Source organism: Burkholderia sp. Z1, assembly GCF_014893795.1.
GTDB classification, from domain to species: domain Bacteria; phylum Pseudomonadota; class Gammaproteobacteria; order Burkholderiales; family Burkholderiaceae; genus Burkholderia; species Burkholderia theae.
The window spans coordinates 2,507,983-2,532,532 of record NZ_JACFYL010000002.1 but is presented as its reverse complement, the minus strand read 5'-3'; the positions used below and the strand labels follow the sequence as shown (position 1 = coordinate 2,532,532).

General features: G+C 65.8%; 23 protein-coding genes and 1 pseudogene. 8 read left to right on the top strand and 16 right to left on the bottom strand.

The window, feature by feature from the left end:
• Positions 1–142: 142 nt before the first annotated feature.
• The 3 genes from H3H55_RS28275 (at position 143) to H3H55_RS28265 (ending at position 2,477) form a co-directional block, all read left to right on the top strand.
• Entirely contained in the window at positions 143–553 is a 411-nt protein-coding gene (locus H3H55_RS28275) for a TIGR02594 family protein (RefSeq protein ID WP_193102192.1), read from the top strand.
• Between the two features lie 142 nt (positions 554–695).
• Entirely contained in the window at positions 696–1,328 is a 633-nt protein-coding gene (gene yfcF, locus H3H55_RS28270) for a glutathione transferase (protein ID WP_193101096.1), read from the top strand.
• A 525-nt stretch (positions 1,329–1,853) separates the two neighbouring features.
• A complete protein-coding gene (locus tag H3H55_RS28265; protein WP_193101095.1) occupies positions 1,854–2,477 on the top strand; it encodes a DUF3304 domain-containing protein in 624 nt (207 codons plus the stop codon).
• 54 nt (positions 2,478–2,531) lie between these two features.
• Here H3H55_RS28265 and H3H55_RS28260 read toward each other — a convergent pair.
• From H3H55_RS28260 to H3H55_RS28235, 6 genes and pseudogenes are all read right to left on the bottom strand, one after another.
• Positions 2,532–2,808, bottom strand: a pseudogene (locus H3H55_RS28260) (transposase); the annotation flags it as partial.
• A 165-nt stretch (positions 2,809–2,973) separates the two neighbouring features.
• Entirely contained in the window at positions 2,974–4,410 is a 1,437-nt protein-coding gene (locus H3H55_RS28255) for an efflux transporter outer membrane subunit (protein ID WP_193101094.1), read from the bottom strand.
• Positions 4,411–4,420: 10 nt separating this feature from the next.
• On the bottom strand, positions 4,421–5,995 hold the full coding sequence (locus H3H55_RS28250) for a DHA2 family efflux MFS transporter permease subunit (protein ID WP_193101093.1): 1,575 nt from the start codon (positions 5,993–5,995) through the stop codon (positions 4,421–4,423).
• A 13-nt stretch (positions 5,996–6,008) separates the two neighbouring features.
• The gene (locus H3H55_RS28245; protein WP_193101092.1) at positions 6,009–7,100 is read right to left on the bottom strand and encodes an HlyD family secretion protein; all 1,092 of its coding nucleotides are present in this window, start codon (positions 7,098–7,100) and stop codon (positions 6,009–6,011) included.
• Between the two features lie 64 nt (positions 7,101–7,164).
• Positions 7,165–7,596, bottom strand: coding sequence for a MarR family winged helix-turn-helix transcriptional regulator (locus H3H55_RS28240; RefSeq protein WP_193101091.1), 432 nt, complete (start codon positions 7,594–7,596; stop codon positions 7,165–7,167).
• Between the two features lie 107 nt (positions 7,597–7,703).
• Complete coding sequence (locus tag H3H55_RS28235; RefSeq protein WP_193101090.1) at positions 7,704–8,624, bottom strand: LysR family transcriptional regulator; 921 nt, start codon at positions 8,622–8,624, stop codon at positions 7,704–7,706.
• 112 nt (positions 8,625–8,736) lie between these two features.
• On the opposite strand from H3H55_RS28235, the gene H3H55_RS28230 reads away from it, so the two are divergent.
• From H3H55_RS28230 to H3H55_RS28220, 3 genes are all read left to right on the top strand, one after another.
• Positions 8,737–9,165, top strand: a complete 429-nt coding sequence (locus tag H3H55_RS28230) for a MarR family winged helix-turn-helix transcriptional regulator (protein WP_129516779.1) — start codon at positions 8,737–8,739, stop codon at positions 9,163–9,165.
• Positions 9,166–9,396: 231 nt separating this feature from the next.
• Positions 9,397–10,644 (top strand): aconitase X, encoded by a 1,248-nt coding sequence (locus tag H3H55_RS28225; protein ID WP_193101089.1) that lies wholly within the window; start codon positions 9,397–9,399, stop codon positions 10,642–10,644.
• A complete protein-coding gene (locus H3H55_RS28220; protein WP_193101088.1) occupies positions 10,637–11,116 on the top strand; it encodes an aconitase X swivel domain-containing protein in 480 nt (159 codons plus the stop codon). The genes H3H55_RS28225 and H3H55_RS28220 overlap by 8 nt, the downstream gene beginning before the upstream one ends.
• Positions 11,117–11,213: 97 nt before the next feature.
• On the opposite strand, the gene H3H55_RS28215 is transcribed toward H3H55_RS28220, so the two are convergent.
• The 3 genes from H3H55_RS28215 to H3H55_RS28205 all read right to left on the bottom strand — a co-directional run bounded on the left by H3H55_RS28215 (position 11,214) and on the right by H3H55_RS28205 (position 13,628).
• Positions 11,214–11,780, bottom strand: coding sequence for a hypothetical protein (locus H3H55_RS28215; protein ID WP_319022333.1), 567 nt, complete (start codon positions 11,778–11,780; stop codon positions 11,214–11,216).
• 32 nt (positions 11,781–11,812) lie between these two features.
• On the bottom strand, positions 11,813–12,358 hold the full coding sequence (locus H3H55_RS28210) for a hypothetical protein (protein WP_226800390.1): 546 nt from the start codon (positions 12,356–12,358) through the stop codon (positions 11,813–11,815).
• A gap of 160 nt (positions 12,359–12,518) precedes the next feature.
• The gene (locus H3H55_RS28205) at positions 12,519–13,628 is read right to left on the bottom strand and encodes an AraC family transcriptional regulator (RefSeq protein WP_193101085.1); all 1,110 of its coding nucleotides are present in this window, start codon (positions 13,626–13,628) and stop codon (positions 12,519–12,521) included.
• Positions 13,629–13,704: 76 nt separating this feature from the next.
• Here H3H55_RS28205 and H3H55_RS28200 point away from each other — a divergent pair, with 76 nt between their 5' ends.
• Positions 13,705–15,738, top strand: a complete 2,034-nt coding sequence (locus H3H55_RS28200) for an NADPH-dependent 2,4-dienoyl-CoA reductase (RefSeq protein ID WP_193101084.1) — start codon at positions 13,705–13,707, stop codon at positions 15,736–15,738.
• Between the two features lie 97 nt (positions 15,739–15,835).
• On the opposite strand, the gene H3H55_RS28195 is transcribed toward H3H55_RS28200, so the two are convergent.
• Complete coding sequence (locus H3H55_RS28195) at positions 15,836–16,246, bottom strand: DUF2471 family protein (protein WP_129516786.1); 411 nt, start codon at positions 16,244–16,246, stop codon at positions 15,836–15,838.
• Between the two features lie 220 nt (positions 16,247–16,466).
• Positions 16,467–17,360 carry a LysR family transcriptional regulator gene (locus tag H3H55_RS28190; RefSeq protein WP_193101083.1) on the bottom strand — a complete coding sequence of 298 codons (894 nt, stop codon included), beginning with the start codon at positions 17,358–17,360 and terminating at the stop codon, positions 16,467–16,469.
• A gap of 86 nt (positions 17,361–17,446) precedes the next feature.
• Between H3H55_RS28190 and H3H55_RS28185 the strand changes: the two genes are divergently transcribed.
• The gene (locus tag H3H55_RS28185; protein WP_193101082.1) at positions 17,447–18,232 is read left to right on the top strand and encodes an NAD(P)H-dependent oxidoreductase; all 786 of its coding nucleotides are present in this window, start codon (positions 17,447–17,449) and stop codon (positions 18,230–18,232) included.
• 10 nt (positions 18,233–18,242) lie between these two features.
• Here H3H55_RS28185 and tssE read toward each other — a convergent pair whose 3' ends face one another.
• From tssE to H3H55_RS28160, 5 genes are all read right to left on the bottom strand, one after another.
• Positions 18,243–18,665: a type VI secretion system baseplate subunit TssE gene (tssE, locus tag H3H55_RS28180; RefSeq protein ID WP_193101081.1), complete on the bottom strand. Its 423-nt coding sequence runs from the start codon at positions 18,663–18,665 to the stop codon at positions 18,243–18,245.
• The gene (tssH, locus tag H3H55_RS28175) at positions 18,662–21,376 is read right to left on the bottom strand and encodes a type VI secretion system ATPase TssH (protein ID WP_193101080.1); all 2,715 of its coding nucleotides are present in this window, start codon (positions 21,374–21,376) and stop codon (positions 18,662–18,664) included. Before tssH ends, tssE begins: the two co-directional genes overlap by 4 nt.
• A gap of 139 nt (positions 21,377–21,515) precedes the next feature.
• The gene (locus tag H3H55_RS28170) at positions 21,516–22,001 is read right to left on the bottom strand and encodes an Hcp family type VI secretion system effector (protein ID WP_006479553.1); all 486 of its coding nucleotides are present in this window, start codon (positions 21,999–22,001) and stop codon (positions 21,516–21,518) included.
• 94 nt (positions 22,002–22,095) lie between these two features.
• Positions 22,096–23,859, bottom strand: coding sequence for an OmpA family protein (locus H3H55_RS28165; RefSeq protein WP_413463977.1), 1,764 nt, complete (start codon positions 23,857–23,859; stop codon positions 22,096–22,098).
• The gene (locus tag H3H55_RS28160; RefSeq protein WP_226800389.1) at positions 23,856–24,530 is read right to left on the bottom strand and encodes a DotU family type IV/VI secretion system protein; all 675 of its coding nucleotides are present in this window, start codon (positions 24,528–24,530) and stop codon (positions 23,856–23,858) included. The genes H3H55_RS28165 and H3H55_RS28160 overlap by 4 nt, the downstream gene beginning before the upstream one ends.
• Positions 24,531–24,550 lie beyond the last annotated feature (20 nt).

Below are 24,550 nucleotides of genomic sequence, written 5' to 3'. Positions count from 1 at the left end.
TTCGTCCGGCGTCACGGTGCCGGAGCCACTCGTCGCTCCGCGGCATTCGTGCGAAGATCGTGACCACAAATCACAGTCGCCCGAGAACGAAGTGATCCGATCGAACTCTGAGAGCAAACATGAGGCCGGCCATCCGCCGTGGATGTCCGTCGCGCTGGCCGAACTCGGCATCCGCCGCCACCCGCCCGGCAGCATCAACCCGCGCATCGTCGAATACAACAACCAGACGAATCTGGTCGGCTACGACGACAAAATTTCCTGGTGCTCGTCGTTCGTCAACTGGTGCATGACGCACGCCGGCATTCGCGGCACGGGCTCCGCGCTCGCGCGCTCGTGGCTCGAATGGGGCCGGCCGCTGGAGCGTCCGGTGTACGGCTGCATCGCGATCCTGACGCGCGACGATCCCGCGAGCTGGAAAGGGCATGTCGGGTTCTACCTGCGTCACGACGCCGAACACGTGCATCTGTTCGGCGGCAACCAGTTGGAAGAAGTGCGCGAACTCGCGTATCCGCTGAACGAAGTGATCGGATACCGCTGGCCCGACGCCGGATGACCGCGCAGCCACCACGCACACGAAACCACTCACACCGCGTTTCAAGCCACTGCTAATCTGTCACGCACACCGCATTGACCACCGGAGCTTGTCGGCGCACCAACCCGCAGTTGCCGACCTCCGTACCCACAAGGAGCCTGCAGTGCAAACCGGTAATCTCCGCCTCTACGCGGATACGCAATACGCGAGCCCTTACGCGATGTCGGTCTTCGTCGCGCTGGAGGAAAAATCGCTGCCTTACGAACTGGTGACCGTCGATCTCGGCAACCGCGCGCATTTCGCACCGGACTATGCGGCGACGTCGCTGACGCAACGCGTGCCGACGCTCGTGCACGACGATTTCGCGCTGTCGGAATCGTCGGCGATTACCGAGTATCTCGACGAGACATTCCCGGGCACGCGGCTCTATCCGGCCGAGCCGCGCCAGCGCGCGCGGGCGCGGCAGGTACAGGCGTGGCTGCGCAGCGACCTGATGCCGATCCGCACGGAACGATCGACCGAAGTGCTGTTCTACGGCCCGACGAGCGAGCCGCTGTCGAGTCTGGCGCTGGCCGCCGCGCAGAAGCTGTTCGTGGCCGCCGACAAGCTGCTCGCGCCGGGCGCGGCAAACCTGTTCGGCGAGTGGAGCATTGCGGATGTCGATCTGGCGGTGATGCTGAATCGTCTGGTGCTGAACGACGATCCGGTGCCGCAGCGGCTCGCCGACTATGCGCGCGCGCAGTGGGAGCGGCCGTCGGTGCAGCGCTGGGTGAAGCTGAAGCGGCCGTCGCTGTAACGTGACGTAGCCGTCGGGCGCAGGGTGTGGCGTGTCGTCTGATGCTGCGCTTGCACGCCTGCGGCGAGCCGAACGTGTACTTCTTCCTGGTTGAGATTGAGGTGCAACGCAAATCTGTGCCTTTTTGCAGCCCATCCGAACACCATAAGCCCGCTATGCAGATGTAGACGGCGACCGTTGTGGTTCCGCAGTCGGCATTTATACCGACGAGTTCGGCGGGGCCAAGGTGTAGTTCCACTGGGATCGGCTCGGCCAGCGTGTATGGCGCGGGCGCAGAAGCAGATCCTGCTGCGCGCGCACCAATTCCACGCCGAGGTTAGCGGCATCTTCTTGAATATGGATGCGAGCGACGTGGTGAGCGGGGCGACAGGAGAATCTGCTACGTACGCAGTCTCTCACTACTTGCCAGGACCTAAGGGCCAGATTTTTGATCCGTGTCCGAAGAAAATCTGCGTCGAGTGCAAGCTTAAGGCGATCCGGGGCGGAGCAGCCCTGGTGTCCTGTTAATCCGTAGACTTATTCACGATGACCGACCGACTTTCCTGTTACGGGCGACGTGCGATCCAGATCGTTGCCTTTGCGGCCGTGTTTGGCCTCGGAGCATGTGACAAGCACCCCGGTCCGATTGCGCAGCCGCTTGACCTGTCTAACCTGCCGAAGCACTACGACACGCTGAGCATTGGCGCATCGACTCTGAACTATTCACCTTGGTACATCCACCAGTGGGGGCTTGAAAGTCCTGAGGGATCAGGTGTGGCCGGCGCTGGCCCCAATGTGTCACCGGTAAGGGCGGACGGCAAACCGTCTGGCGGTGGCGGCGATATGTGCTGTAGCGACATCCCTTCTGTCTGGCAGCCGGATCTGAAGTTGACGGTGCGTTGGCTGGTTGACAAGAAGCAGGACGGCAAGACGCGGGGCGACTGGTACAAGGCCGAAAACGTTCGGATACCGAAGTATGGAAAAATCATGGGCGGTTTATGGATGATCTTTCTGCCTGGTGACAGGGTTCGCATCATGGTAGCCGATGGCCAGAAAGGAGATGCAAACGACCCAGGCATTCGCCCCGCGGACAACGATCCGTACATCGCACAAGGGGTGGTGGACCGGGAATGGAATCGGTTTAATCGAGACGGAGGAAACAGGCAATGAGCCTCCCATGGGCAGAGTCGATGCCCCAAGTGGCAAACATTGAGCAACGAGAAGCATCGCAGCCAGTGCTTTGGACATCGCCTTCAGGCCATCGGTGACGACAATCAGAATGTCACTGATGCGCGCGTCTTCAGATCCTTGAAGACCCCATCCAGAATTTGGCGCCCTCTGTGCCTTCGATTCAGCGGCTGAGAATGTCACGTGCGTTGTCCGGCAGGATGCCCAGCGCCAGACAGATCGCCCTGTTGCGCACCACGGCATCCTCGCGAATCTTGATCCTCAGCGCGTCGAAAAAGACGACCGCGTAAATCGGTTCGAGCGGAAGGGACTGCTATGCCGTCACCTCGACCGTTTTGCTACCTTTGCCGTTTCGCTTGTTGATCGCGGTAGCGGGTTTGGCGGTGCCTTGGGGGTAACCTTGATCTAAGTTGCGTCACGTCATGCCTCGAACACGAAATCTCTGATAATCCCTTCCAACCCGACGTCCCTCCGGCCTTCAATTCTCCGCCACAGCCTCCGCCCCCGGCCCAACCGCCGCCTCATTCCTGCTCCACCCACCCCCAAGCGACCGATAAAGCGCGACCGCGGCCAGCGCATGCTCGCGCTTGACCTGATTGAGCGAATCCGAATCCCTTAGATAAACCTCCTGCGCCGACAGCACATCCAGAAAATCCGTCGCACCGCCTTTATAGAGCTGATTCGCCAACCCGAGCGCCTTGTCCGAAGCCGCCAACGCGCTATCGAGCCTCCGCGTCGCCTCATCGGAACTGACGAGATTCGCACGCGCATCCTCGACTTCCCGCAACGCCTGCAACATCGTCTGCCTTAACCCTAGTTCCGACTCGCGCATCCGGCTTTCGCTCTGCGTGATATCTGCGGTAATACGCCCCGCGTTGAAGATCGGGCTCGTCGCGCTCAACGCCGCGCTGAACAGGTTGTCGGTCAGCGTCGGCAACCCGAGATACGACGCCGCCAGAATCCCGTCCGTCAGGTTCAGCGAAAACTTCGGATACCGCTCGGCCTTCGCAACACCCACTTGCGCTGCACGCCGCTCGACCTGCGCATACGCACTCAACACATCAGGCCGCCGCAACAATGCTTGCGAAGGCAACGTCCCCGGCGACCCGACCGGCGGCGCGGGAATCTCGCCCGCCTGCACCAACACGAGCCGATCGACCGATTCCGGCGTGCGCCCCGAATACACGGCAATCAGATTGAGCTGATGCGAAATCTGCGCCTGCGTCGGCGGAATCCGGGCTTCGAGCGCGTCGAGTTGGTTCTGCGCGCGCGTGACGTCGAGTTCCGTCGACAGCCCGAACGCCTGCCGCTTGCGCGTGAGTTCGAGCGCGTGCTGCCGGATCTTCGCGTTGTCCTGCAGGATCTTCAGTTCCTGCTGCGCCCAACGCAGATCGACATACGCGGATGCCGCGTCGGCCGCGAGCGCGAGCCGCATCGCATCTTCCGCATGCTTCTGCCCGACCAGTTCGGCCTGCGCGGCGAGCAAATCGAGCCGTTCGCCGCCGAACACATCGGGCGACCAGCTCAGTGCAAGCCCCGCGCCGGCCTGCCGCACATAGCCGAGCGGCGGCGGCGTGTTCTGGCGCGCGTCGGCCGCATGCGCGGTCGCGTCGAGTTCGGGCAGCAGCACCGCGCGCTTTTGCACGGTCAGCGCCTGCGCCTGCTTTACGCGTTCGGCGGCGGCCTGCAGGTCGAGGTTGCCGTCGAGCACGGTCGCGATCAGCCGGTCGAGCACGGGGTCGTGGAATTGCGCCCACCACGCGGCGGCGTCGATGTCCGCGCGCGGCACATCGGTATCCCATGCAGCAGGCGCGAGCGTCTGAACCGAATCGTGCAGCGCCGGATGCTGCGCGGGCTGCACCGCACACCCTGCGGCGAACGCGCTGACGGCGAGGGCGACGAGTAGCTTTTTCATGATGAGATTCTCAGTGCGCGTCCGGCGGCGGCGCGTTCAAGGTAATGGGTTTGGAAAACGCGACGGCAAGCAGCGCGACGACGAAGCACAGTGACAGCGCGTAGTACGCATCCGCGTAGGTCAGCGTCAGCGCTTCGCGATAGATCAGGTGATGCAGGTTCGCGAGCCCCGCTTGCGCGGTGTTCAGCGTATTGCCCGCTATGGACGTCCAGTACGCGGCCTGGTGGTCGAGCAGCGACGCGATCTGCGGTTCGCCGGCGCTCACGTGCTCGTTCAGGCGCAGGTAGTGGAAGTTCAGCCGGTCGTTGAGCATCGTCGCGCTCACCGCGATGCCGATCGCACCGCCGAGATTGCGCATCAGGTTGAACAGGCCGCTCGCCGATTTGAGTCGCGACTGCGGCAGCGAACCGAGCGCCATCGTCACGATCGGCGGCACGCTGAACTGCTGGCCGATGCCGCGCAGCGCCTGCGGCAGCAGCAGTTCCCGCCAGCCCCAATCGTGCGTGATCGGCGTGTACAGGTAGCAGCCGAGGCCGAAGCAGATGAGCCCGAACACGAGCAGCGCGCGCAAGCTGACGTAGCGTGCGGCGAACGCATACGCGCACAGCGCGAGCAACTGGAACGCGCCGACCGACAGCAGCGCGATGCCGATCTGCAGCGAGCTGAACGCCCGCACCTGTGCGAGAAACAGCGGCGTCAGGAACACGGTCACGAAGATGCCGATACCGGTCACGAACGACAGCAGGCTGCCGATCCCGAAGTTGCGTACGGCGAGCGCGCGCAGGTCGACGATCGGATCCTTGGCGGTCAGCGCATGCACGATGAACAGGAAGCCGCAGATGCCGGAGATCCATGCACAGATGACGATCGCGTCGTCGCCGAACCAGTTCTTGCGCGGGCCTTCCTCCAGCACGTATTCGAGGCAGCCGAGGAAGCCGGACATCAGCACGATGCCGAGATAGTCGCCGCGCTTGATGAGGCCGGGATCGGGTTCGTCGATATGCACGTAGCGCGGCACGAGCGCGGCCACGGCGATGCCGGGCACGAGGTTCAGGTAGAACAGCCAGTGCCACGACCATTGGTCGGTGATCCAGCCGCCGATCACGGGGCCGATCGCCGGCGCGAGCGACGCGAGCGCGCCGATGGTCGTCGACGCGATCAGCCGCTGCTTGCCGGGGAACAGCACGAACGCGGTGGTGAACACGGTCGGGATCATCGCGGCGCCGAGCGCGCCCTGCAGCCCGCGAAACAGGATCATCGAGTTGATGTCCCACGCGAGCCCGCACAGCATGCTCGTGATCGTGAAGCCGACGGCCGAGGCGACGAACAGCCAGCGCGTCGACATCACCTTCGACAGCCAGCCCGACATCGGGATCACGATGATCTCGGCGATCAGGTAGGCCGTCTGTACCCATGACAGCTCGTCCTGGCTTGCGGACAAACCGCCGCCGATATCGCGCAGCGACGACGCGACGATCTGGATGTCGAGCGTCGCCATGAAGAAGCCGACGCACATCAGCGCGAACGCGAAGACGCGCTGCCTCGTCGGTTGCGACGCGGGGTCGCCGGAAAACGCGGTGGTCATCGTCGGCTCCCGCTCAGCTCGCGTGGTCGGTATGCACGGTCACGACCGCGGACAAGCCGGGGCGCAGCACGTGCTCGAGGCCCGGCTGCGGATCGAGATGCACGCGCACGGGCACGCGCTGCACGATCTTCGTGAAGTTGCCGGTCGCGTTCTCGGGCGGCAGCACGCTGAAGGTCGCACCGGTTGCCGGCGCGACGCTGTCGACGCGGCCGCGCAGGCGCGTGCTCGACGCATCGAGCGACACGTCGACGCGATCGCCCGCCCGCATCTTGCGAAGCTGGTCTTCCTTGAAGTTCGCATCGATCCACAGCCCCGACGCGGGCACGATCGTCAGCAGCGGCACGCCGACGTTCGCGAGCATGCCGACGCGGCCGGTGCGGTTGCCGACGTACCCGTCGACCGGCGAGCGGATCGTCGTGTATTCGACGTTGAGCGCTGCGACGCGCTGCGCGGCCAGCGCGGTGTTCACGCGGGCGTGCGCATCGGCGAGCTGCGCGCCGAGCACGTCGAGCTGCCGCTTCGACGCGAGCAGCGCGGCATCACTGCGTTCGACGGCCGCGCCGGCCTTCGAATAATCGGCGTCCGCGCGCTCGACGATCTGGTTCGACACGGCATCGGATTTCACGAGCTCGCGATAGCGCACGCGGTCCGACGAGGCGCGCGTCAGTTCGGCCGACGACGCGTTCTTGTCCGCCGCTTGCTGGCCGATCACCGCGTATTGCAGTTGCTGCTTCGCTTCGAGTTCGGTCACGGCGGAGCGCGCGCTGTCGACTTCGGCGCCGGCCTGCGCGAGCTTCGCATCGTAGTCGCGCGCATCGAGCTGCACGAGCACGTCGCCGGCCTTCACGCGCTGGTTGTCGGTCACGAGAATCCGGTCGACGAAGCCGTTGACCTTCGGCGCGAGCACCGTCACGTCGCCACCGACATACGCATCGTCGGTGCTTTCCTGGAAGCGCAGCACGAACAGCCAGTCGAGCGTGGCCGCGACAACCACGACGACGACGGCGCCCACCGCGATGCGCATCCACGGCACGCGGCGTTGCTGCTTCGCCGGCCGGTCGATTGTGGCTGCTTCGCGGGAGGCAGCGGCTTGGGTCGTATCCATCGATTCACCTATGTATATGCACTGATTGAGGCGATCGACGACGCGTCGTCGATCGGGAAAGGGGTTAACGTTCCGGCAGGTTGTGCGTGATCCGGAACAATTCGTCTCTCAGCCGGGCCGCCTGCGTCGGGCCGAAGCGCCGTTCGAACGCTTCCTGGGCGGCGAGCCAGTGCACGTGCGCGTCGGCGATCTTCGTTTCGCCGTGCGCGGTCAGTGCGAACGTCTGGCGGCGGTACGGCGGCTCGATCCGTCCCGTCACCAGCGCCGCGCCGACGAGCGGCTTGAGCGCGCGCAGCAGCGCGGTGCGCTCGATCACCAGCACGGACGACAGCGCCGACATCGTCAGGTCCGGCCGGTCGCGCAGCAACGCGAGAATGCTGTACTGCGACGGCGTGACGCCCGCCCGCGACAGGTAACGCTCGTAGAACTGCGAGATCCGGCGGGCGGCTTGCCGGACCGCGAAGCAATCGTCATCGGTGAGCGTAGTGTTGTGCATGTGCACATGTTAGGGGCTGCGGTGGCGCGAAGCGATGGCCGGGGCTGGATCAAATTGGTGTCGTGGCTGTACCAATCGGCGGCAGGCCGGCGCGTCCGGGCGCCGGATCAGGCGGCCGCCGGAACGATCCCGCCTTCGCGGTCGCAATAGGCGGCCGTGTAGTCGATGAACGCCTTGACCTTCGCGGGCAGCAGCGCGCGGTTCGCGTACGCGAGCTTGATCTCGACGAACGCATCGACGAGATCGGCGTTCGCGAGCAACTGCACGAGCGCACCCGACGCGAGTTCGGCTTCGACGAGCGTTTTCGGGACGACGCCGATACCGAAGTCGTGCTTCACCATTTCGCGATTGAAGACGGGGCTGTTCGACGAGATGTCGAAGCGGTACGGCAGGGTCAGCGTGTCGCCGTCGACTCGGAACGACAGCGCGGGCCGGCGCAGCGACGGCGACAGCGGCACGAACGGATGATCGGCCAGGTCGGCCGGCGTCTCGGGGTGCGAATGCGCGCGCAGATACGCGGGCGTCGCGACGATCACGACCGGAATGCGCTCGACCAGCCGCACGACGGTCGTTTCGCTCGTCAGCATGTACGGCACGACGATGCCGATGTCGTAGCCTTCTCCGACGAGATCGACCGGGCGCTCGGTCAGCGTGACGTCGAGGCGGATCTTCGGATGCGCGCTCTTGAAGCCGGCGATCAGCGGCACGAGCCGGTTCAGCGCGGCGGTGGTATGCGCGACGAGGCGCAGCAGGCCTTCGGGCTCGCGGGTCTGCGACTGCGCTTCCACTTCGAGCGCGTCGAGCTCGTCGAGCACGGCCGCGCAGCGCTCGTAGATGCGCTCGGCCGTTTCGGTCAGCGACACCTGGCGCGTGGTCCGGTGCAGCAGCCGGCTGCCGAAGCGCGCCTCCAGATCCGCGACCGCACGCGACACGACAGGCCGCGCGAGGCCGTGCATGTCGGCGGCGCGCGTGAAGCTGCGCATCTCGACCACCGACCGGAAGATCCGCAGCTTGTCGATGTAGTCCATGTCCGTCTCCTTGACGCGATGGCGGGGCGCCGGATGCGCTCGGCCGGCCGCCGGCCCTGTTACGGCGGAGTGTACATTGACTTTATGCATATGCACATATAAATTGCCAAACATGAACGACATCAAGATTGCCCAAGCGTGCAACTGCCTCGCGCTGCGTCAGGCGGCGCGTTTCGTCACGCAGCTGTACGAACGCCATCTGGCCCCGGTCGGCGTCACGCCCGCGCAGTTCTCGATCATGGTGAACCTCACGCATCGGCCCGGTCTGTTGATGAGCGAACTCGCCGAATCGCTCGTGATGGATCGCACGACACTGCTGCGCGCGCTGAAGCCGCTGCAGCGTGACGGTTTCGTCGCGACGGCCGCGTCCGAACACGATGCGCGTGCGCATGCGCTGAGCCTCACGAAGCTCGGCGAGCGCACGTTCGCGCAGGCGAAGGTTGCGTGGCAGGCCGCGCAGGACGAATTCGAGACGCAGTTCGGCCAGGGCCGTGCGAAGGCGCTGCGCGATGAACTGTTCAGCCTCACCGCGCAACGCTAGACGGGCCGGCTTGTCGGACGGCGCCGCACGTTGCAGAGAACTGGAGCGGAATTCGAGCCATCTGCCGCTTTGAGCGGGCCGGAGTGCAGAGATCAGCGTATTCCGGATCGTAAATTGGTTTTGAATCTGCCCGGATCGATGGCGATCTGGACAGTTTTTATTTCCAGTTGTAGAGTCCTCTGACGGATTTCACGGGCCGGCGCCGCCGGTACGAGTCACGAGGAGCAACCGATGCTGCAGTTGAGTGACCGCGACGACGCAATGTTGCGCGGGGATTTCGGCGACGGCGTCGCCCGCGCGATGCGGATCGTCGCGCGCACGGCGCACGTGATGTCCGCGCCGCACCTGATCGACATCACGTCCGCGCATATCGACGGCTGTCTTTACCACGGCCAGACCAGCCTCGATTTCGTCGAGTATTTCGTCGACACGGGCGCGAAGGTCGCGGTGCCGACCACGCTGAACGTCGGGTCGCTCGACCTGATCCATCCCGAGCTGTACCACGGCGACCGCACGATCCAGCGCGACGCGCAGCGCCTGATGGACGCGCATTTGCAACTCGGCTGCGAATCGAGTTTCACGTGCGCGCCGTATCAGTTGAAGCATCGTCCCGCGAAAGGCGAGCAGATCGCGTGGGCGGAATCCAATGCGATCGTGTTCGCGAACTCGGTGCTCGGCGCGCGCACGAGCCGGTATGGCGATTTCCTCGATCTGGCCGCCGCGATCACCGGGCGCGCACCGTATGCGGGGCTTCACGTCGAAGCGAACCGCGCCGCGCGGATCGTGTTCAACGCGCCGGATTTCAGCCACCTGCCGTCGCGCGATATCCATTTCGCCGCGCTCGGCCTGGCTGTCGGCAAGATCGCGGGCGCGGTCGTGCCGGCGATCGTCGGGCTGCCGGCGGATACCACCGAAGACGAACTCAAGGCGCTGGGCGCGGCCGCCGCATCGAGCGGGGCCGTCGCGCTGTTCCATGCGGTGGGCGTGACGCCCGAGGCGCCGACGCTCGACGCCGCATTGCACGGCCGCGCGGCGCATCGCACGGTCGATGTTTCGATGGCCGATCTCGACGAGATTCGCCGCACGCTGAACCACGGCGCGGACGGCGATGAACTCGTCGCGGTGGCGCTCGGCACGCCGCATTTCTCGCTCGCCGAATTCCGCACGCTCGACCGGTTGCTCGACGCATTCGACGGCAAGCCGGCCTGTGATTTCTACGTGAACACGAGCCGGTTCATTTTGTGGGAGCTGGGCGAAACCGGCCTCGCGGACAAGTTCGCCGCGCGCGGCATCCAGATCGTCGTCGACACCTGCACGTACATCACGCCCGTGATGAAGCAACTGTCGGGGCTGGTGATGACCAACTCGGGGAAATGGGCGTCGTATGCGCCCGCGAACATCGGCGTGACGGTGGCGTACGGCAGCATGCGCGAATGCGTGCGATCGGCGTTCGAAGGAAAGGTGCGATTCGATGACTGAAGCGACGGGCAAGGGTTTGACGGGTGACACGCTCGTGCCGGGCAGCGCGTGCGCGCGCCCGTTCGTGCTCGACAAGCCGCTCAGCTTCTGGGGCGGTTACGACTCGGGCGCGGGCAGGATCGTCGATCGCGGGCATCCGCAGGCCGGCGCGAGTCTCGCCGGCAAGGTGATGGTGATGCCGCACGCGAAGGGTTCGAGTTCGAGCAGCAGCGTGCTCGCGGAAGCCGTGCGCAACGGCACGGGGCCGGTTGCGATCGTGCTGAAGGAGCGCGACCTGATCATCTCGATCGGCGCGATCGTGGCCGCCGAGCTGTATGCGATCGCGGTGCCGGTGGTGTGTGTCTCTGATGCCGTGTATGACGCGATCGTCGCCGCAACGGGCGACGTGCGGATCGATGCGGGCGACGGGGATGGTGGCGCGCGGATCTATCTCGGCGACGATGCGCGTTCGCGCGGATCCGATTTGACCTGAACGAGCGGCGCGCGCTGACGGCGAGTCAGGCGGTGACCGCTGCGCTGCGATCCGGGGTGTGCTTCGTTCGCTCGCGCAGGGGCCGCGCCCGGCACGATCAGATGATGCGCACGTGCGGGGTTTCTTCCTGCGTGAGCGAGAGCGCCGTCGTTGCCGCGTTCATTTCGCGTTTGCCGCCCGGCTGCGCCAGTCTTCTGATTTCAGGCCACAGGATCACGCCGAACAGGATGCGCAGGATCGCACTCAGCACGCCCAATCCGATTGCACACGCGCTGATCAGCGCGAACACGTCGAACATCGATTCCGTGCTGAGCGTCACCACGGATACGATCCCGCTGACCACGGCGGCGGCGACCACGCAGCCGAGCATGACGGTGACGTCGGCCCGGGCGCTGGCGACTTTGGCGGGGCGCAGCAGATAGGCCGAACCGTCGGTCATGTTGCGGATGCCGTAGACGATCTGGCGATCCTGGCCGTCGACACAGGCGATGTTCAATCGATCGCCGTTGGCGATGAACAGGCGCGTCGTCCCGTTGGTCCTGAACATGAGCGGAGACGCGAGCGAATCGAGGTGAAGCGTGATTTCCTCGATGCTTTGCGTGGTCCAGCCCAGGTTGTTGCTCCAGACCTTCGTCTCGATCGATTGCTGGCCGATTGCCGTCACGCGGCCCGAGACGGTCTGCATCGCGTGGTTCGTCATGAGCGGCTCCGCTCCACGTCGAAACCGGACGGTGCGCCGGGCCAGCTCTGCTGGGCTTCGCGTCGCTGCGGCTGGAAGATCAGGTCGGACAAGCCGGCGATGGCGAGCAGGGTGCCCATCAGCGTCACGATGCCCGCGACAGTGGCCAGTGCCGAGACGAACGCCCAGCCCGAATGAAGTGCCGCGGCAGCGAGCCCAAAGCTCAGCACGAGCAGGCACGACGCCCAGGCTAGAAGCGACAGGTTCCGCCGCGTTTGCGCGACCACGTCGTAGGGCGCGATCGCCAGCTTGTCGCTCCTGATCCACGCGATCCGGCGACGGCCGCGATGCTCGAATGTGCACGCGCGCACCGGCATGCCGGGCTTCAGTTGTTCGATCTGCTTGAACGCGTCCTCGTCGACGTCGTTGGCCGTGACGAAGTAGCAGACGTTCTGCATCGTCACGCGGTATGACGGGGAGTTCCTGACATCGGCCTTGACTCGGATGAGGTTGGTATCGACACGGTCGATCGTGGCCTCGATCAGGGTGGTGCGATTGGGCATGGGTCGGAGCGGGCGCCGGTTCGCGCAGCGTCGTTTTGATGTGGCGCCCATCATACGCCAACGCTTTCGGCGGATCGTCCGGTATTGCGGGGCGACGGGTTGCCCGGCGTGTGATGCTGACGCTCCCGGGCCGCTGCACCGGGCCGCGGATATTCCAGTGTTATTCGCTCACCGGTGCTTTGGTCGACGTCGGCACGGTCACGCCCGCCGCCGCTTCCCGATACGCGCTCGGCGTCTGCCCGGCCCAGCGCCGGAACGCGCGCGTGAAATTCGCCGGGTCGGTGAATTGCAGCCGCTCGGCGATCGTCTTCAGGTCGAGATCCGACGCGGCGAGCAGCTGCTTCGCGTCGCGAAACCGCGCTTCGTCGAGCAATTGCCGGTAGCTCGAACCGGCTTCCTCCAGCCGCCGCCGCAGCGTGCGCGTCGAGACGAGCAGCGCGTCGGCGAGCGTTTCGGGCCCCGGGTAATCACCGGCCCGGCGCGCCAGTTCCGCGCGCACGCGCTCGACCAGATCGCCTTCCTCCTGGCGCACCTGCGCGTATTCGCGCTCGACCTGCACGAGCGCCTGCCGGTGCGCGACTTCATCGGCGAGCGGCAGCGGCCAGTCGAGCACGTCCCGCGCGATCCACAGCGCGTTCGCCGCGCAGCCGAATTCGACCGGCGGCAACTGGTCGCGATAGCGCGCGAAATACGCGGGTTCCGGCCACACGAACCGCAGCGCGATCGGCGGCGACGCGCGCCCGGCCCATTGCGAGATGTTCTGCGCGAGCCCCGTCAGCACGAACTCGAACATCACGTGATGCTGCAGCACCGGGCTGGCCTGCACGCCGTGCAGTTCGAGCGTCGCACCGCGTTCGTCCTCCGCGTAGGTCAGGCGATATTGACGGTTGCGCATCCGGAAGTAGCGTTGCGTGACCGACAGCGCTTCGCGGATGTCCCGCGCGGTCAGCGTCGCGTAGCCGAGAAAGCCGTGCACGGTCGGCTTCAGCAGCAGCCCGAACGCGAGCCCGATGCCCGGATCACCACCGATCTCGATCGCATTGAGCACGAGCCGCCCCCATTGCGACGGCGCGACGCGCGCGTCCGGTTCGGCCAGCACCGCGTCGCGCAGGCCCGTGCCGGCGCGCACCGCGGCCAGGTCGACGCCGCGCGCGGCCAGCGCCTGCAGCAGCAGGCGCGTATAGGCGACCGGAATCGTCGGCCGGCGCAGCCCGAGGCGGTCCTTGGCGGGTGGGGAGGTCATGTCGTTTTGGCCGGAAATGACAAGCATTATGGCTGTTTGCCCCCTCACGTTCAAGGCGGCGCGCGCCTACGATGACAGGCATCGCTTATCAGGCAGGATCATCATGACGACAACCTTTCCCCACCTGCTCGCGCCGCTCGATCTCGGCTTCACGACGCTGAAGAGCCGTGTGCTGATGGGCTCGATGCACACGGGCCTCGAGGACAGCCGCAAGACACTGCCGCGGCTCGCCGAATATTTCGCCGAACGCGCGCGCGGCGGCGTCGGCCTGATCGTGACGGGCGGTTTCGCGCCGAACGTGGCCGGCTGGACCAAGCCGTTCGGCGGCACGCTGATGACGTCGGGCGCCGCGCGGCGGCATCGCGTGATCACCGATGCCGTGCATGCCGACGACGGCAAGATCGCGTTGCAGATCCTGCATACGGGCCGTTACGGTTATCACCCGTTTGCGGTCGCGCCGTCGAAGATCAAGTCGCCGATCTCGCCGTTCGCGCCGCACGAACTGAGCGCGCGCGGTGTCGAGCGGCAGATTCGCGCGTTCGTCCGCTGCGCGCAGCTCGCGCGCGAAGCCGGCTACGACGGCGTCGAGATCATGGGCTCCGAGGGTTACCTGATCAACCAGTTCATCTCGATGCATACGAACAAGCGCACCGACCAGTGGGGCGGTTCGTACGAGAACCGCATCCGGTTGCCGATCGAGATCATCGAGCGCACGCGCGAAGCGGTCGGCCGCGATTTCATCCTGATCTACCGGCTGTCGATGCTCGACCTGATTCCGGACGGCAGCGACTGGAACGAGACCGTGCAGCTCGCGAAGGCCGTCGAGCGCGCGGGCGCGACCATCATCAACACGGGGATCGGCTGGCACGAGGCGCGCGTGCCGACGATCGCGACGTCGGTGCCGCGCGGCGCGTTCGCCTGGGTCACGAAAAAGATGAAGGGCGAGGTCGGCATTCCGCTCGTGACGACCAACCGGATCAACCGGCCCGAGGTGGCCGAGCAGATTCTCGCGGACGGCTGCGCGGACATGGTGTCGATGGCGCGCCCGCTGCTCGCGGACGCCGAGTTCGTCGTCAAGGCCGCGCAGGGCCGCGCCGACGAGATCAACACCTGCATCGGCTGCAACCAGGCGTGTCTCGATCACGCGTTCAAGAACAAGATCGCGTCGTGCCTGCTGAATCCGCGCGCGTGCCACGAGACGGAACTGAACTATGCGCCCGCGCAGCAGCCGAAGCGCATCGCCGTGGTCGGCGCGGGGCCGGCCGGGCTCGCGTGCTCGACCGTGCTCGCGCAGCGCGGCCATCAGGTCGACCTGTTCGACGGCGCAGCCGAGATCGGCGGCCAGTTCAACATGGCGAAGCAGGTGCCGGGCAAGGAAGAGTTTCATGAAGCGTTGCGCTACTTCGGTCGCCAGGTCGAGTTGACCGGCGTGCACCTGCACCTGAACCGCCGCGTCGACGCGAGCGACCTGATCGCCGGCGGTTACGATGAGATCGTGCTCGCGACTGGCGTGGCGCCGCGCGACCCGAAGATTCCCGGGCAGGATGGGTCGAACGTGCTGAGCTATATCGACGTGCTCGCGGGCAAACAACCGGTCGGCCGGCGGGTCGCGGTGGTCGGTGCGGGCGGGATCGGCTTCGATGTCGCCGAGTATCTGGTGCAGGACGGCGAGTCGCCGGCGCTCGACCTGGAAGAGTGGAAGGCCGAGTGGGGCGTCACCGACCCGGCCGCGACGCGCGGCGGCGTGACGCGTGCGCAGGTGGCGGCGCCCGCGCGTGAAGTGACGCTGCTGCAGCGCAAGGCCGCGCCGCTCGGCAAGGGGCTTGGCAAGACGACCGGCTGGATCCACCGCGCGACGCTGAAGATGAAGCAGGTGAAGATGATCGGCGGCGTGAACTACGAGCGGATCGATGCGCGCGGGCTGCACGTGTCGTACGGCGAGCAGCGCACCGATCACGCGCTGATCGAAGCCGACACGATCGTGCTCTGCACGGGGCAGGAGCCGCAGCGCGCGCTGCTCGCGCCGCTGCAGGCGGCCGGGCGCTCGGTGCACCTGATCGGCGGCGCGGAACTGGCCGCCGAACTCGATGCGAAGCGCGCGATCGATCAGGGTTCGCGGCTCGCGGCGCGGCTCTGATGGCGCGGCTGCGCGTGGCCGCGATGGCATGCGTTGTCCCGGGATTCGGCGCTTGCGCCGGCGCGGCCTGACCGGAAGGCCGCGCCGGCCGCCGCGGTCATTCCATCTCGACGCGCTGTGCCTCTGTCTCTTCCGCTTCGAGCATCGCCTTGACGATCAGATAGACGGCCGGTAGATCGTCGTCGTCGCGCTTCCAGTCGACGGCTTCCTCGATGTCTGCCGCGACCATTCGGCTGTCGCGCAGCCGGATGAATGCATCGACGACGGTCGGGTCGTTGCGGTTCAGGAAACCGGGGTTCGAGAACGCAAGCTCCTCGACATTCAACAGCGCCTCCCAGCTCATCGTGCGGACCGCGGCCGGATGGCTGCGCCGCTTCAGGCCGAGCGCCCGCTGCGCGGGGGCGCCGACGACGCGTTGAAGATCGACGACCGCCTGCCGCGCGGCGCGCTCGAAGTGGATTGGGTTGAAACCGGGTTGCTCGGGATCGAATGCGGATGACTGGAACATGGTCGCCTCACAAAAATCCGTCCGTCGATGGGTGACGGAATTCGGGTCAAATGGTGCAAAAGCACTGTAAATATATACAGTGTTCGAGGCGGTTTCAAGTCCCGAATGAAGAATCTTGCAGCAGGGCCGGGCGGCCCGGGCGAAGGCGACCGAAACCGGTAATCGGGTACTGTCCGGCACGCCGTTCCCCGCCGTGCCGAATCCGGTCGCCGTCGTTGGCTTATACCGATGCTGCAATCGTCTCCCGCAGCCACCGATGCGCCGGATCGCGATGCACGCGTTCGTGCCACAGCATCGACATTTCGTAGCCGGGCACCTCGACCGGCGCTTCCACCACACGCAGCGCAGGCACGTCGCGCACCAGCCGCTCGGGCAGCATCGCGACGAGATCGGTGCTGGCGACGGCCGACATCACGAACAGGAAATGCGGCACGGACAGCACGACGCGCCGCGTGGCGCCGACTTTCGCGAGCGCTTCGTCCGTCACGCCGAAGAAGCCACCGCCGTCGGGCGATACGATCACGTGTTCGAACGTGCCGAACTGCGCGAGCGTGGGGCGCCGCTTCAATTTCGGATGATCGTTGCGGCCGATGAGCACGTACCGCTCGGCGAACAGCGGCAGGCGCCGCATGCCGGCCGGCGAACCCTCGGTCGTATGGAATGCCAGGTCGATGCCGTTGCGCTCCGCGTCCTGCTCGATGCGCGGCGGCACGAGCTCGACGATGGCCAGCCGCGTGCCGGGGGCGGCCGACCGCAGTGTGTTCAGCGCGGGCAGCACGATCGTCGATTCGCCGTAGTCGGTCGCGGCCACGCGCCACGTGTTCGTCGCGGTCGCGGGATCGAACGGCGCGGCGGGGCTCACCGCGCGTTCGACGGCTTCCAGCGCGTCCCGCACCGGCTCGCGCAGCGCTTCCGCGCGCGCGGTCGGCCGCATTCCGCGCGGCCCCGGCAACAGCAGCGGATCGCCGAACAGGTCGCGCAGTTTCTGCAACTGCACGCTGACCGACGGCTGCGACAGGTTCAGCTTGTCGGCCGCGCGCGTGACGTTGTGCTCGGCGAGCAGCACGTCCAGCGTGACGAGCAGGTTCAGATCGAGCCGTCTGAGATTATTCATGGCTATACCTGGAATATCAGGAATTCATTTCAAATATACCTTCGGCGGCCGCATCCTGCAGTCATTCAATCAACGGAGTGACAAACATGAATGTGCTGATCGTTTATGCCCATCCCGAACCGCGTTCGCTGAACGGCGCGCTGCGCGACTTCGCCGTCGCGCATCTCGAGGCGGCCGGCCACACGGTGCAGGTGACCGACCTGTATGCGATGAACTGGAAGGCGACATTCGACGCGAACGACGTGACCGATCGCGAGGCCGGTGCGCGCTTCAATCCGTCGCTCGACTCGAAGCATGCGTTCGCGACCGGCACGCAGCGCGAGGACATCGCGCGCGAACAGGACAAGCTGAAGTGGGCCGACGCAGTGATCCTGCAGTTTCCGCTGTGGTGGTTCTCGATGCCGGCGATCATGAAGGGCTGGGTCGAGCGTGTGTATGCGTACGGCTTTGCTTATGGTGTCGGCGAGCATTCGGACACGCGCTGGGGTAACCGCTATGGCGAAGGGTCGCTGGCCGGCAAGCGGGCGATGGTGATCGTCACGGCGGGCGGGTGGGAGTCGCACTACAGCCCGCGCGGCATCAACGGCCCGATCGACGACGTGCTGTTCCCGATTCAGCACGGGATGCTGTATTACCCGGGTTTCGACGTGTTGCCGCCGTTCGTGATCTACCGGACGGGGAAGATGAACGAAGCGCGCTTCGAGGAAACGCGCGCGGCGCTTGGCGAGCGTCTCGACGATCTGTGGACCACGCAGCCGATTCCGTTCCGGCGGCAGAACGCGGGCGACTACGAGATTCCGGCGCTGACGCTGAAGGACGAGATCGCGCCGGGGAGGGTGGGGTTCGCGGCGCATCTCGCGCACGGGCATTGATTGGGCGTGGTCATGACCGATCGATGCGCCGTTCGACGCGCAGGCGGCCCGGCGGCTCGAAGTAGGTGCCGAAACGCACGAGCCCGGCGTTCCTCAGGTGGCACGTCATCTCGAAGCTGACCAGGATGCCGGGGTCGCGGTTGTCGATGATCCCGACGTCGATCGATCGAATGCGCGGCTCGTACTTCAGCAGCGTCGCTTCTATCTGCTGCTTGAGCAAGTGTGCGGATGCCGGCAGCGCTTTGTAGATGTTCGTGAGATCGGGCAGCCCGTAGTCGGGCAGGTGCTTGAGCGCACCGGCCCGCGTATTGAGAATGCGGCGTACGTTCTGCTGCACGCTCAGGCATTCGAGCGTCCGGTCGTCGTAAGCGCCGATCGGTTCGCCGCCGATCTGGCCGAGCAGCATGTCGTAGAGCGAGGGGCCGGCGGTCATCGGTCGTTCCATCGTGTCGTGCCGGTATCGCCGACCGCCCGCGCGTCGACGAAGTCGATCGTCAACGATCCTTCGGTGGTGGCCGACAACAGGATCTGCCCTGGCGTGGTGCCCGATGCCATCCGTTCAAGCAGTTCGCGGGACACGACCGGCAGCACGCGCTGGTTCAGGAACGCGTCGACGTTGCGTGCGCCGGATTCGCGCGACACGCAGTACTGCGCGATCGATTCGATCAGGTCGTCCGCGCACGTCAAGGTCACCGCGTTTTGCCGATGGAGGCGTTCGGCGATCTTGTCCACCTTGATCCGCACGATCGACGCGAGCGCTGCCGCGCCGAGCGGCCGATAGACGAGTGTCTGAAAGCGTGCGAGCAGCGCGGGCTGGAAGTGCGAGACCAATTGTGGATGAACGGCTTCGCGCAGCGCTGCATGCGTGATCGCCGGATCCTCGGCCATTGCATCGTCGATTTGCGCGCTGCCGAGATTGGACGTCATCACGATCACGCAATTGCGGAAATCGATCTCGCGTCCCTCGCCGTCGCGCATCGTGCCGCGGTCGAACACCTGATAGAAAATGTCGAGCACGTCGCGATGCGCTTTCTCGACTTCGTCCAGCAGCACGACGCTGTACGGACGCTGACGCACGGCTTCGGTCAGGACTCCGCCTCGTCCGTAACCGACGTAGCCGGGCGGCGAGCCCTTGAGCTGCGATACCGTATGCGCTTCCTGGTACTCGGACAGGTTGATCGTCGTCAGCGCGGCTTCGCCGCCGAACAGCAGGTCGGCGAGCGCCAGCGCGGTTTCGGTCTTGCCGACGCCGGACGGCCCGGTGAGCAGGAACACGCCGAGCGGTGCGTGCTCGTTCTTCAGGCCGGCCTTGGCGGTACGCAGGCTTTCCGCCAGTACGCCGATCGCATCGTCCTGCGCAACCACGCGCGCAGCGAGCGTCGCTTCGAGCGCGAGCAGGCTTCGCAGTTCGTCGTCGACGAGATTGCCGACCGGCACTCCGGTCCATTCGGCGACGACGCGTGAGATGGCTTGTGCATCGACATCGGCGGAGATCATCGGCGACTTGCCCTGAACGGTCGACAGCGCATCGATGGCATTGGAAATGGCCACCGGATCGGGCGCGGGGCCGGCCGCGCCGCGAAGGGTGCGCAAGATGTCGACGATTTCGCGTTCTCGCGTGTACTGGCTGAGCAGCATGTCGGCAGTGTCGCGCACGGCGTCGTGTTCCGTGTCGATCGTGGTGCGCCGCTCGGCTAGGTTGCCTATCCCGGCACGGGAATCCGCATCGAGCGCGGCGCGTTCCAGTTCGAGTGCCGTCAGTGTCGCGCGTGCCTGCTGCAGTTCTACCGGCGGCACGTCGAGCGCCATGCGCACGCGCGCGGCAGCCGTGTCGATCAGATCGACGGCCTTGTCCGGCAACTGCCGGGCCGGAATGTAGCGGCGTGACAGCCGCACGGCCGCGACGATCGCCTCGTCGCGAATGTGGACGTCGTGATGCGTTACATAGCGGCTTGCGAGCCCGCGCAGCATCAGGCAAGCCGTGTCGTCGTCCGGCTCGTCGACCTTGATGACCTGGAAGCGCCGTTCGAGCGCGGCGTCGCGTTCGAAATATTCCTTGTACTCGGCCCACGTGGTTGCCGCGATCGTGCGCAACTCGCCGCGCGCGAGCGCCGGCTTGAGCAGGTTGGCGGCGTCGGCGCCGCCCGCCGCGTTGCCCGCGCCGATCAGCGTATGCGCTTCGTCGATGAATAGCAGGATGGGTGTCGCCGATGTTCGTACCTCGTCGATCACGTTCTTCAGTCGTTGCTCGAATTCGCCCTTCACGCCTGCGCCGGCCTGCAGCAGGCCGAGGTCGAGCGTCAGGATGCGCGTGTCGCGGATCGTTTTCGGAACGCTGCCTTCGATCACGCGCAACGCGAGTCCTTCGACGAGCGCAGTCTTGCCGACGCCCGGCTCGCCGACCAGGATCGGGTTGTTCTTGCGGCGGCGTGCCAGCACGTCGATCATCTGCCGGATTTCCCGGTCGCGGCCGAAGACGGGATCGATCTCGCCACGGCGGGCTTTTTCGGTCAGGTCGAGCGCAAAGCGCGCGAGGGCGTTGTCGTCGGTGGCGCGAGACGGTGCCTGCCGGGCGTGATGATCGATGGAGGCTTCCGTCTCTGCATGGCTGGCGTGATCGACGGTTGGCGACGTTTTCGGCTGCAACGTCATTTCATCGGACGCGTTCTCGGATGAACGTCGCCCGATCCGGGGCAGCACGCGTCGGATCTGCGCGCTTGAAACCGACAATAGCGGCCACGCACGCTGCGTGCGCAAGACGTGTGGCGCGTCGACGATCGCCTGCAGCAGATGGCCCGAGCGAATGATGCCGTCGGAATCGTCCGACACCGCATGCGTCCACGCATCCTCGATCACCGTGGCGAGTTGCCGTGACAGCGCCGGCATGCCGCGCAACGTGCGTGGCATGCGGTCGATCACGTCGATCAACGCATCCCATACCGCATCGATATCGAGATCGTAGTGGCGGAGGATCGCCGGAATGTCCCCGTCAGCCGCTTCGATCAGTTTCAGCACCCAGTGCTCGACCGCGATTTCGTCCGCGAGCCGGGTCTGGCACAGGCTCGCGGCGGCTTCGAGCGCGCGCGTGCAATGAGGATTGAGACGGCGAATGAGATGGGAGGCGTCCCGGAGAGGCGGCGTCATGTCGATAGCGGATCAGGAAGAGAGGAGGGCGTGCATTCGTCGATGCCCATGCGAACCGCGGGGCGCGACTGCGAATGGGCGACTGGCGCAGCGGAACCCGGCGCGCGGGCGTGCCGGATCCCGCCAGTCGGTCAGCGCATCAGGAACGTTCGTTCCACGTGTCCTTGTGGATAATGTTGCCGTCCTTGTACGACCACGTGATCGTCTCGTAGCGCAGTTCGACGTCTTCGAGATGGTTGTGTTTCTCGTAGTCGGGGTTCTTGATGTCGAGCATCTTCGGCTTCACGGCGACGATCTTCACGTTGTCGAGCTTCGTGTTGAAGTACTCTTTCTCCTTGCCCGCGTCGTCGATCTTGTACCACTTGATCTCGACCGACTTCAGCGTCTGACCGCTCGTCACGGCCTTGTACAGATAGGGCGTCGACGCGTCCGTCTCTTTCGTCAGCGTGATCGGCTTGTGCACGCGCGTGCCGGTGAGCTTGCCCGTGTTGCCGTCGGTCGGAATGTGCACGCCGTGATCGAACGCGACCAGTTCGACGCTGCCTTCGCGATCCTGGACGGTCACTGAACCCTTGATGTCCGCACCGCCGTCGTCCTTGAGCCACATGTAGGCAGGAATTGCCATTTGTTCACTCCTTCTTATTCGTACTGCGAATCGCCGGAACCGGATTCCGGCGCTGACAAACCCGGGGCGGATGCCCCGGGAACCAAAACGTGTGTTACATCGCGGTGCGGATCGAAGCGGCCGGCGCCGGCATATCGGGCACCAGCGTGATTTCGACCCGGCGATTCTTCGCCCGTCCTGCGGGTGTTGCGTTGTCCGCGACCGGGCGCGTATCGCCGTAACCCTGAATCGCGAATTGCGTCGTCGGCAAACCCGACGCATCGACGAGCCAGTCGCGCACGGCGGTCGCTCGGTCGATCGACAGTTTCAGGTTGCGGTCGGGGCGGCCCTGGTCGTCCGCATAGCCGGCGACGAGCACGCGCTTGCCGGGATGCGCCTTGATCAGCTCGATCGCATCGACCATCGCGCGCGTGGTGCCAGGCTTCAGCTGTGCTTTGCCGCTATCGAACAGCGACATGCTGTCCAGCGTGATGACGGCGGGCGGCGGCGCGGGCGGTTCGTAGGAGGCAATCGCGTCGTTGAGTATCGGCAGCGCTCGAGCGCCGCGATACGTGCCGAACGACAGTCGGAGCGGGACGCCGATTCGGGCATACCGGTCGAGTTGGTCGCGGTCCGACGAAAGGGATTTGAGCGCGTCGCGCTTCGCGGCATCTTGCGTAGCGGGGAGACGGTTGTAGCGTTCGACGTGTTCGCCGATTCGGGTCATCAGCGTTTCGTTGTTTTTCGCGGCGCCGCAGATGGCGACTGTGGCTGCGCAAGCAACGATAGCAACGACGTGTGCGACCGCGGCGAAGCGAGGTGATCGCCACGACCGGCGCGGCATCGTGGCGATCAGCGGCTGCGGCAGCGGCCATGGAGCAGGCGATGCAGGTAGCGCGACCGGTGCGATACCGATGCGCGATCGGACTTCACGTTCCCATGGCTTGCCGGGGCCCGTCGCGGGACCATGGTCGACCCAGCCTGCGCCGAACAACGGCCAGGGCGACGCAGGCTGGCGTCGGTCCGTCAGCGTGTCGAACACGATTCGGCGAGTCCATCCGATCATTGATCCCATGCCGGCGGCGCGTGCCGCGACTGCGCGGCTTCCGTCGGCATGGAGGGCATCGGATTCGGCGGCGTCGATCGCGGAGTCGAAACGGTGCATGTCCGCGATCGGCGAGCCTGTCGATACGCCATACCACTGGGGCGCAGGCCCCGCTGAAACGGCTGTATCGGAGAGCCGCTGATAGATCGCGACGTAGCCCGGCAGCGACGCGCCAAGCATGCGCGACGTATCTGCAACCGCCTGCCGGATGACGCGCAGCGTTTGCGACAACACATCGTCGTTAGCATGAAGTCCCGGCGCGACCGATAACACGACGCAATCGGGGGCATGACCGTCCCGCCACTGGCGGACGGCGACGGCAAGACGGGGAAGATCTTGAGGGTGATCGGCACGCAACCAGATGGCGCCGTCGCCGACGTGGACGAAACGCGACCTTGTTGCGTCGCGATCGAACAAGGAGGGTAGACCGTCCCCGGTGACGAGGGCGAGCGGCATCCTGGTGCGCAGCGCGATGGGCAGGTCGGCGGTCGCCGCGCCGAGTTGCCCAAGCACGTGCACGTTCCGTTCGCGGGCGTGCGTCGATCTGCGCGAATGCAGCCAGACGATCAGCGCCGATAGCGCGACGATGATAGCAATCAATCCCCACATGACGCCGCGGTCGACGGGCAAAACCCATCCGATGACGGCAAGCGCTAGTGCGGCCGATATCATCACGACCGTGCGCAGCGGGTAGCCGAGGCCCGAGAGGGCCGCGCGCGCGGCATCGGAGTCGGCGCGTGTTGCCGCCCGCGGGAGAGCAGTATCGGAAGTCACGGCCGTTTCGCTTTCTGGACGAGTTGTGCCAGTTCCGCGTCGAGGATGCGATCCCATGCGAGCCACACGCATATCGCGATCACGCATGCCATTCCCGCGATCGCCCACGGCGACAGGCGTCTGAGCCGGTCGATCAGCCGCGCGTTCGAGCGGTCGGTGACGAACCCCGGCTGCGCGGCCGGTCGCAACTGATCGATCTGTGCAACCAACGCGGCGATCACGGCCTGACATTTCGCTTCGCCATCGTGGGCTTCGACCGACAGGCCCGAGCGGGCAGCGTAACGGCCGCGGAACCCGAGGCCGAGCACGGCCGCATAGCATTCGAGCAGGTCGACGTTCGGCGCGGGTTCTCGCATCCGGTGATCGAGGCGCTCGTAGATGCGCGTTCCCGCGTCGTGAGTGCCGAAGCGCTCGACCTGCAGCGGTCGGGACTCCCAGTTCCCCTTGTCCGACGCGGGAAGGTAACGCAATGCCGCTTCATCGATCAGCCCGCACTGGGCGAGGACGGCATCGTCCCGGATATCGGCGGCGATCCCTTGCGCATCGAGCGCCGTCGCGAACTGCGCGATGAGCCTGATGCACTGCTGACGCAGGTTCTCCTGGCTGTCGATCTGCCCGCCGTTCGACAGGTGGGTAACGAGCAGCGCGGTATCGCGCAGCAGCGCCCGCATCGAAGGCCGGGGCGAGCAGC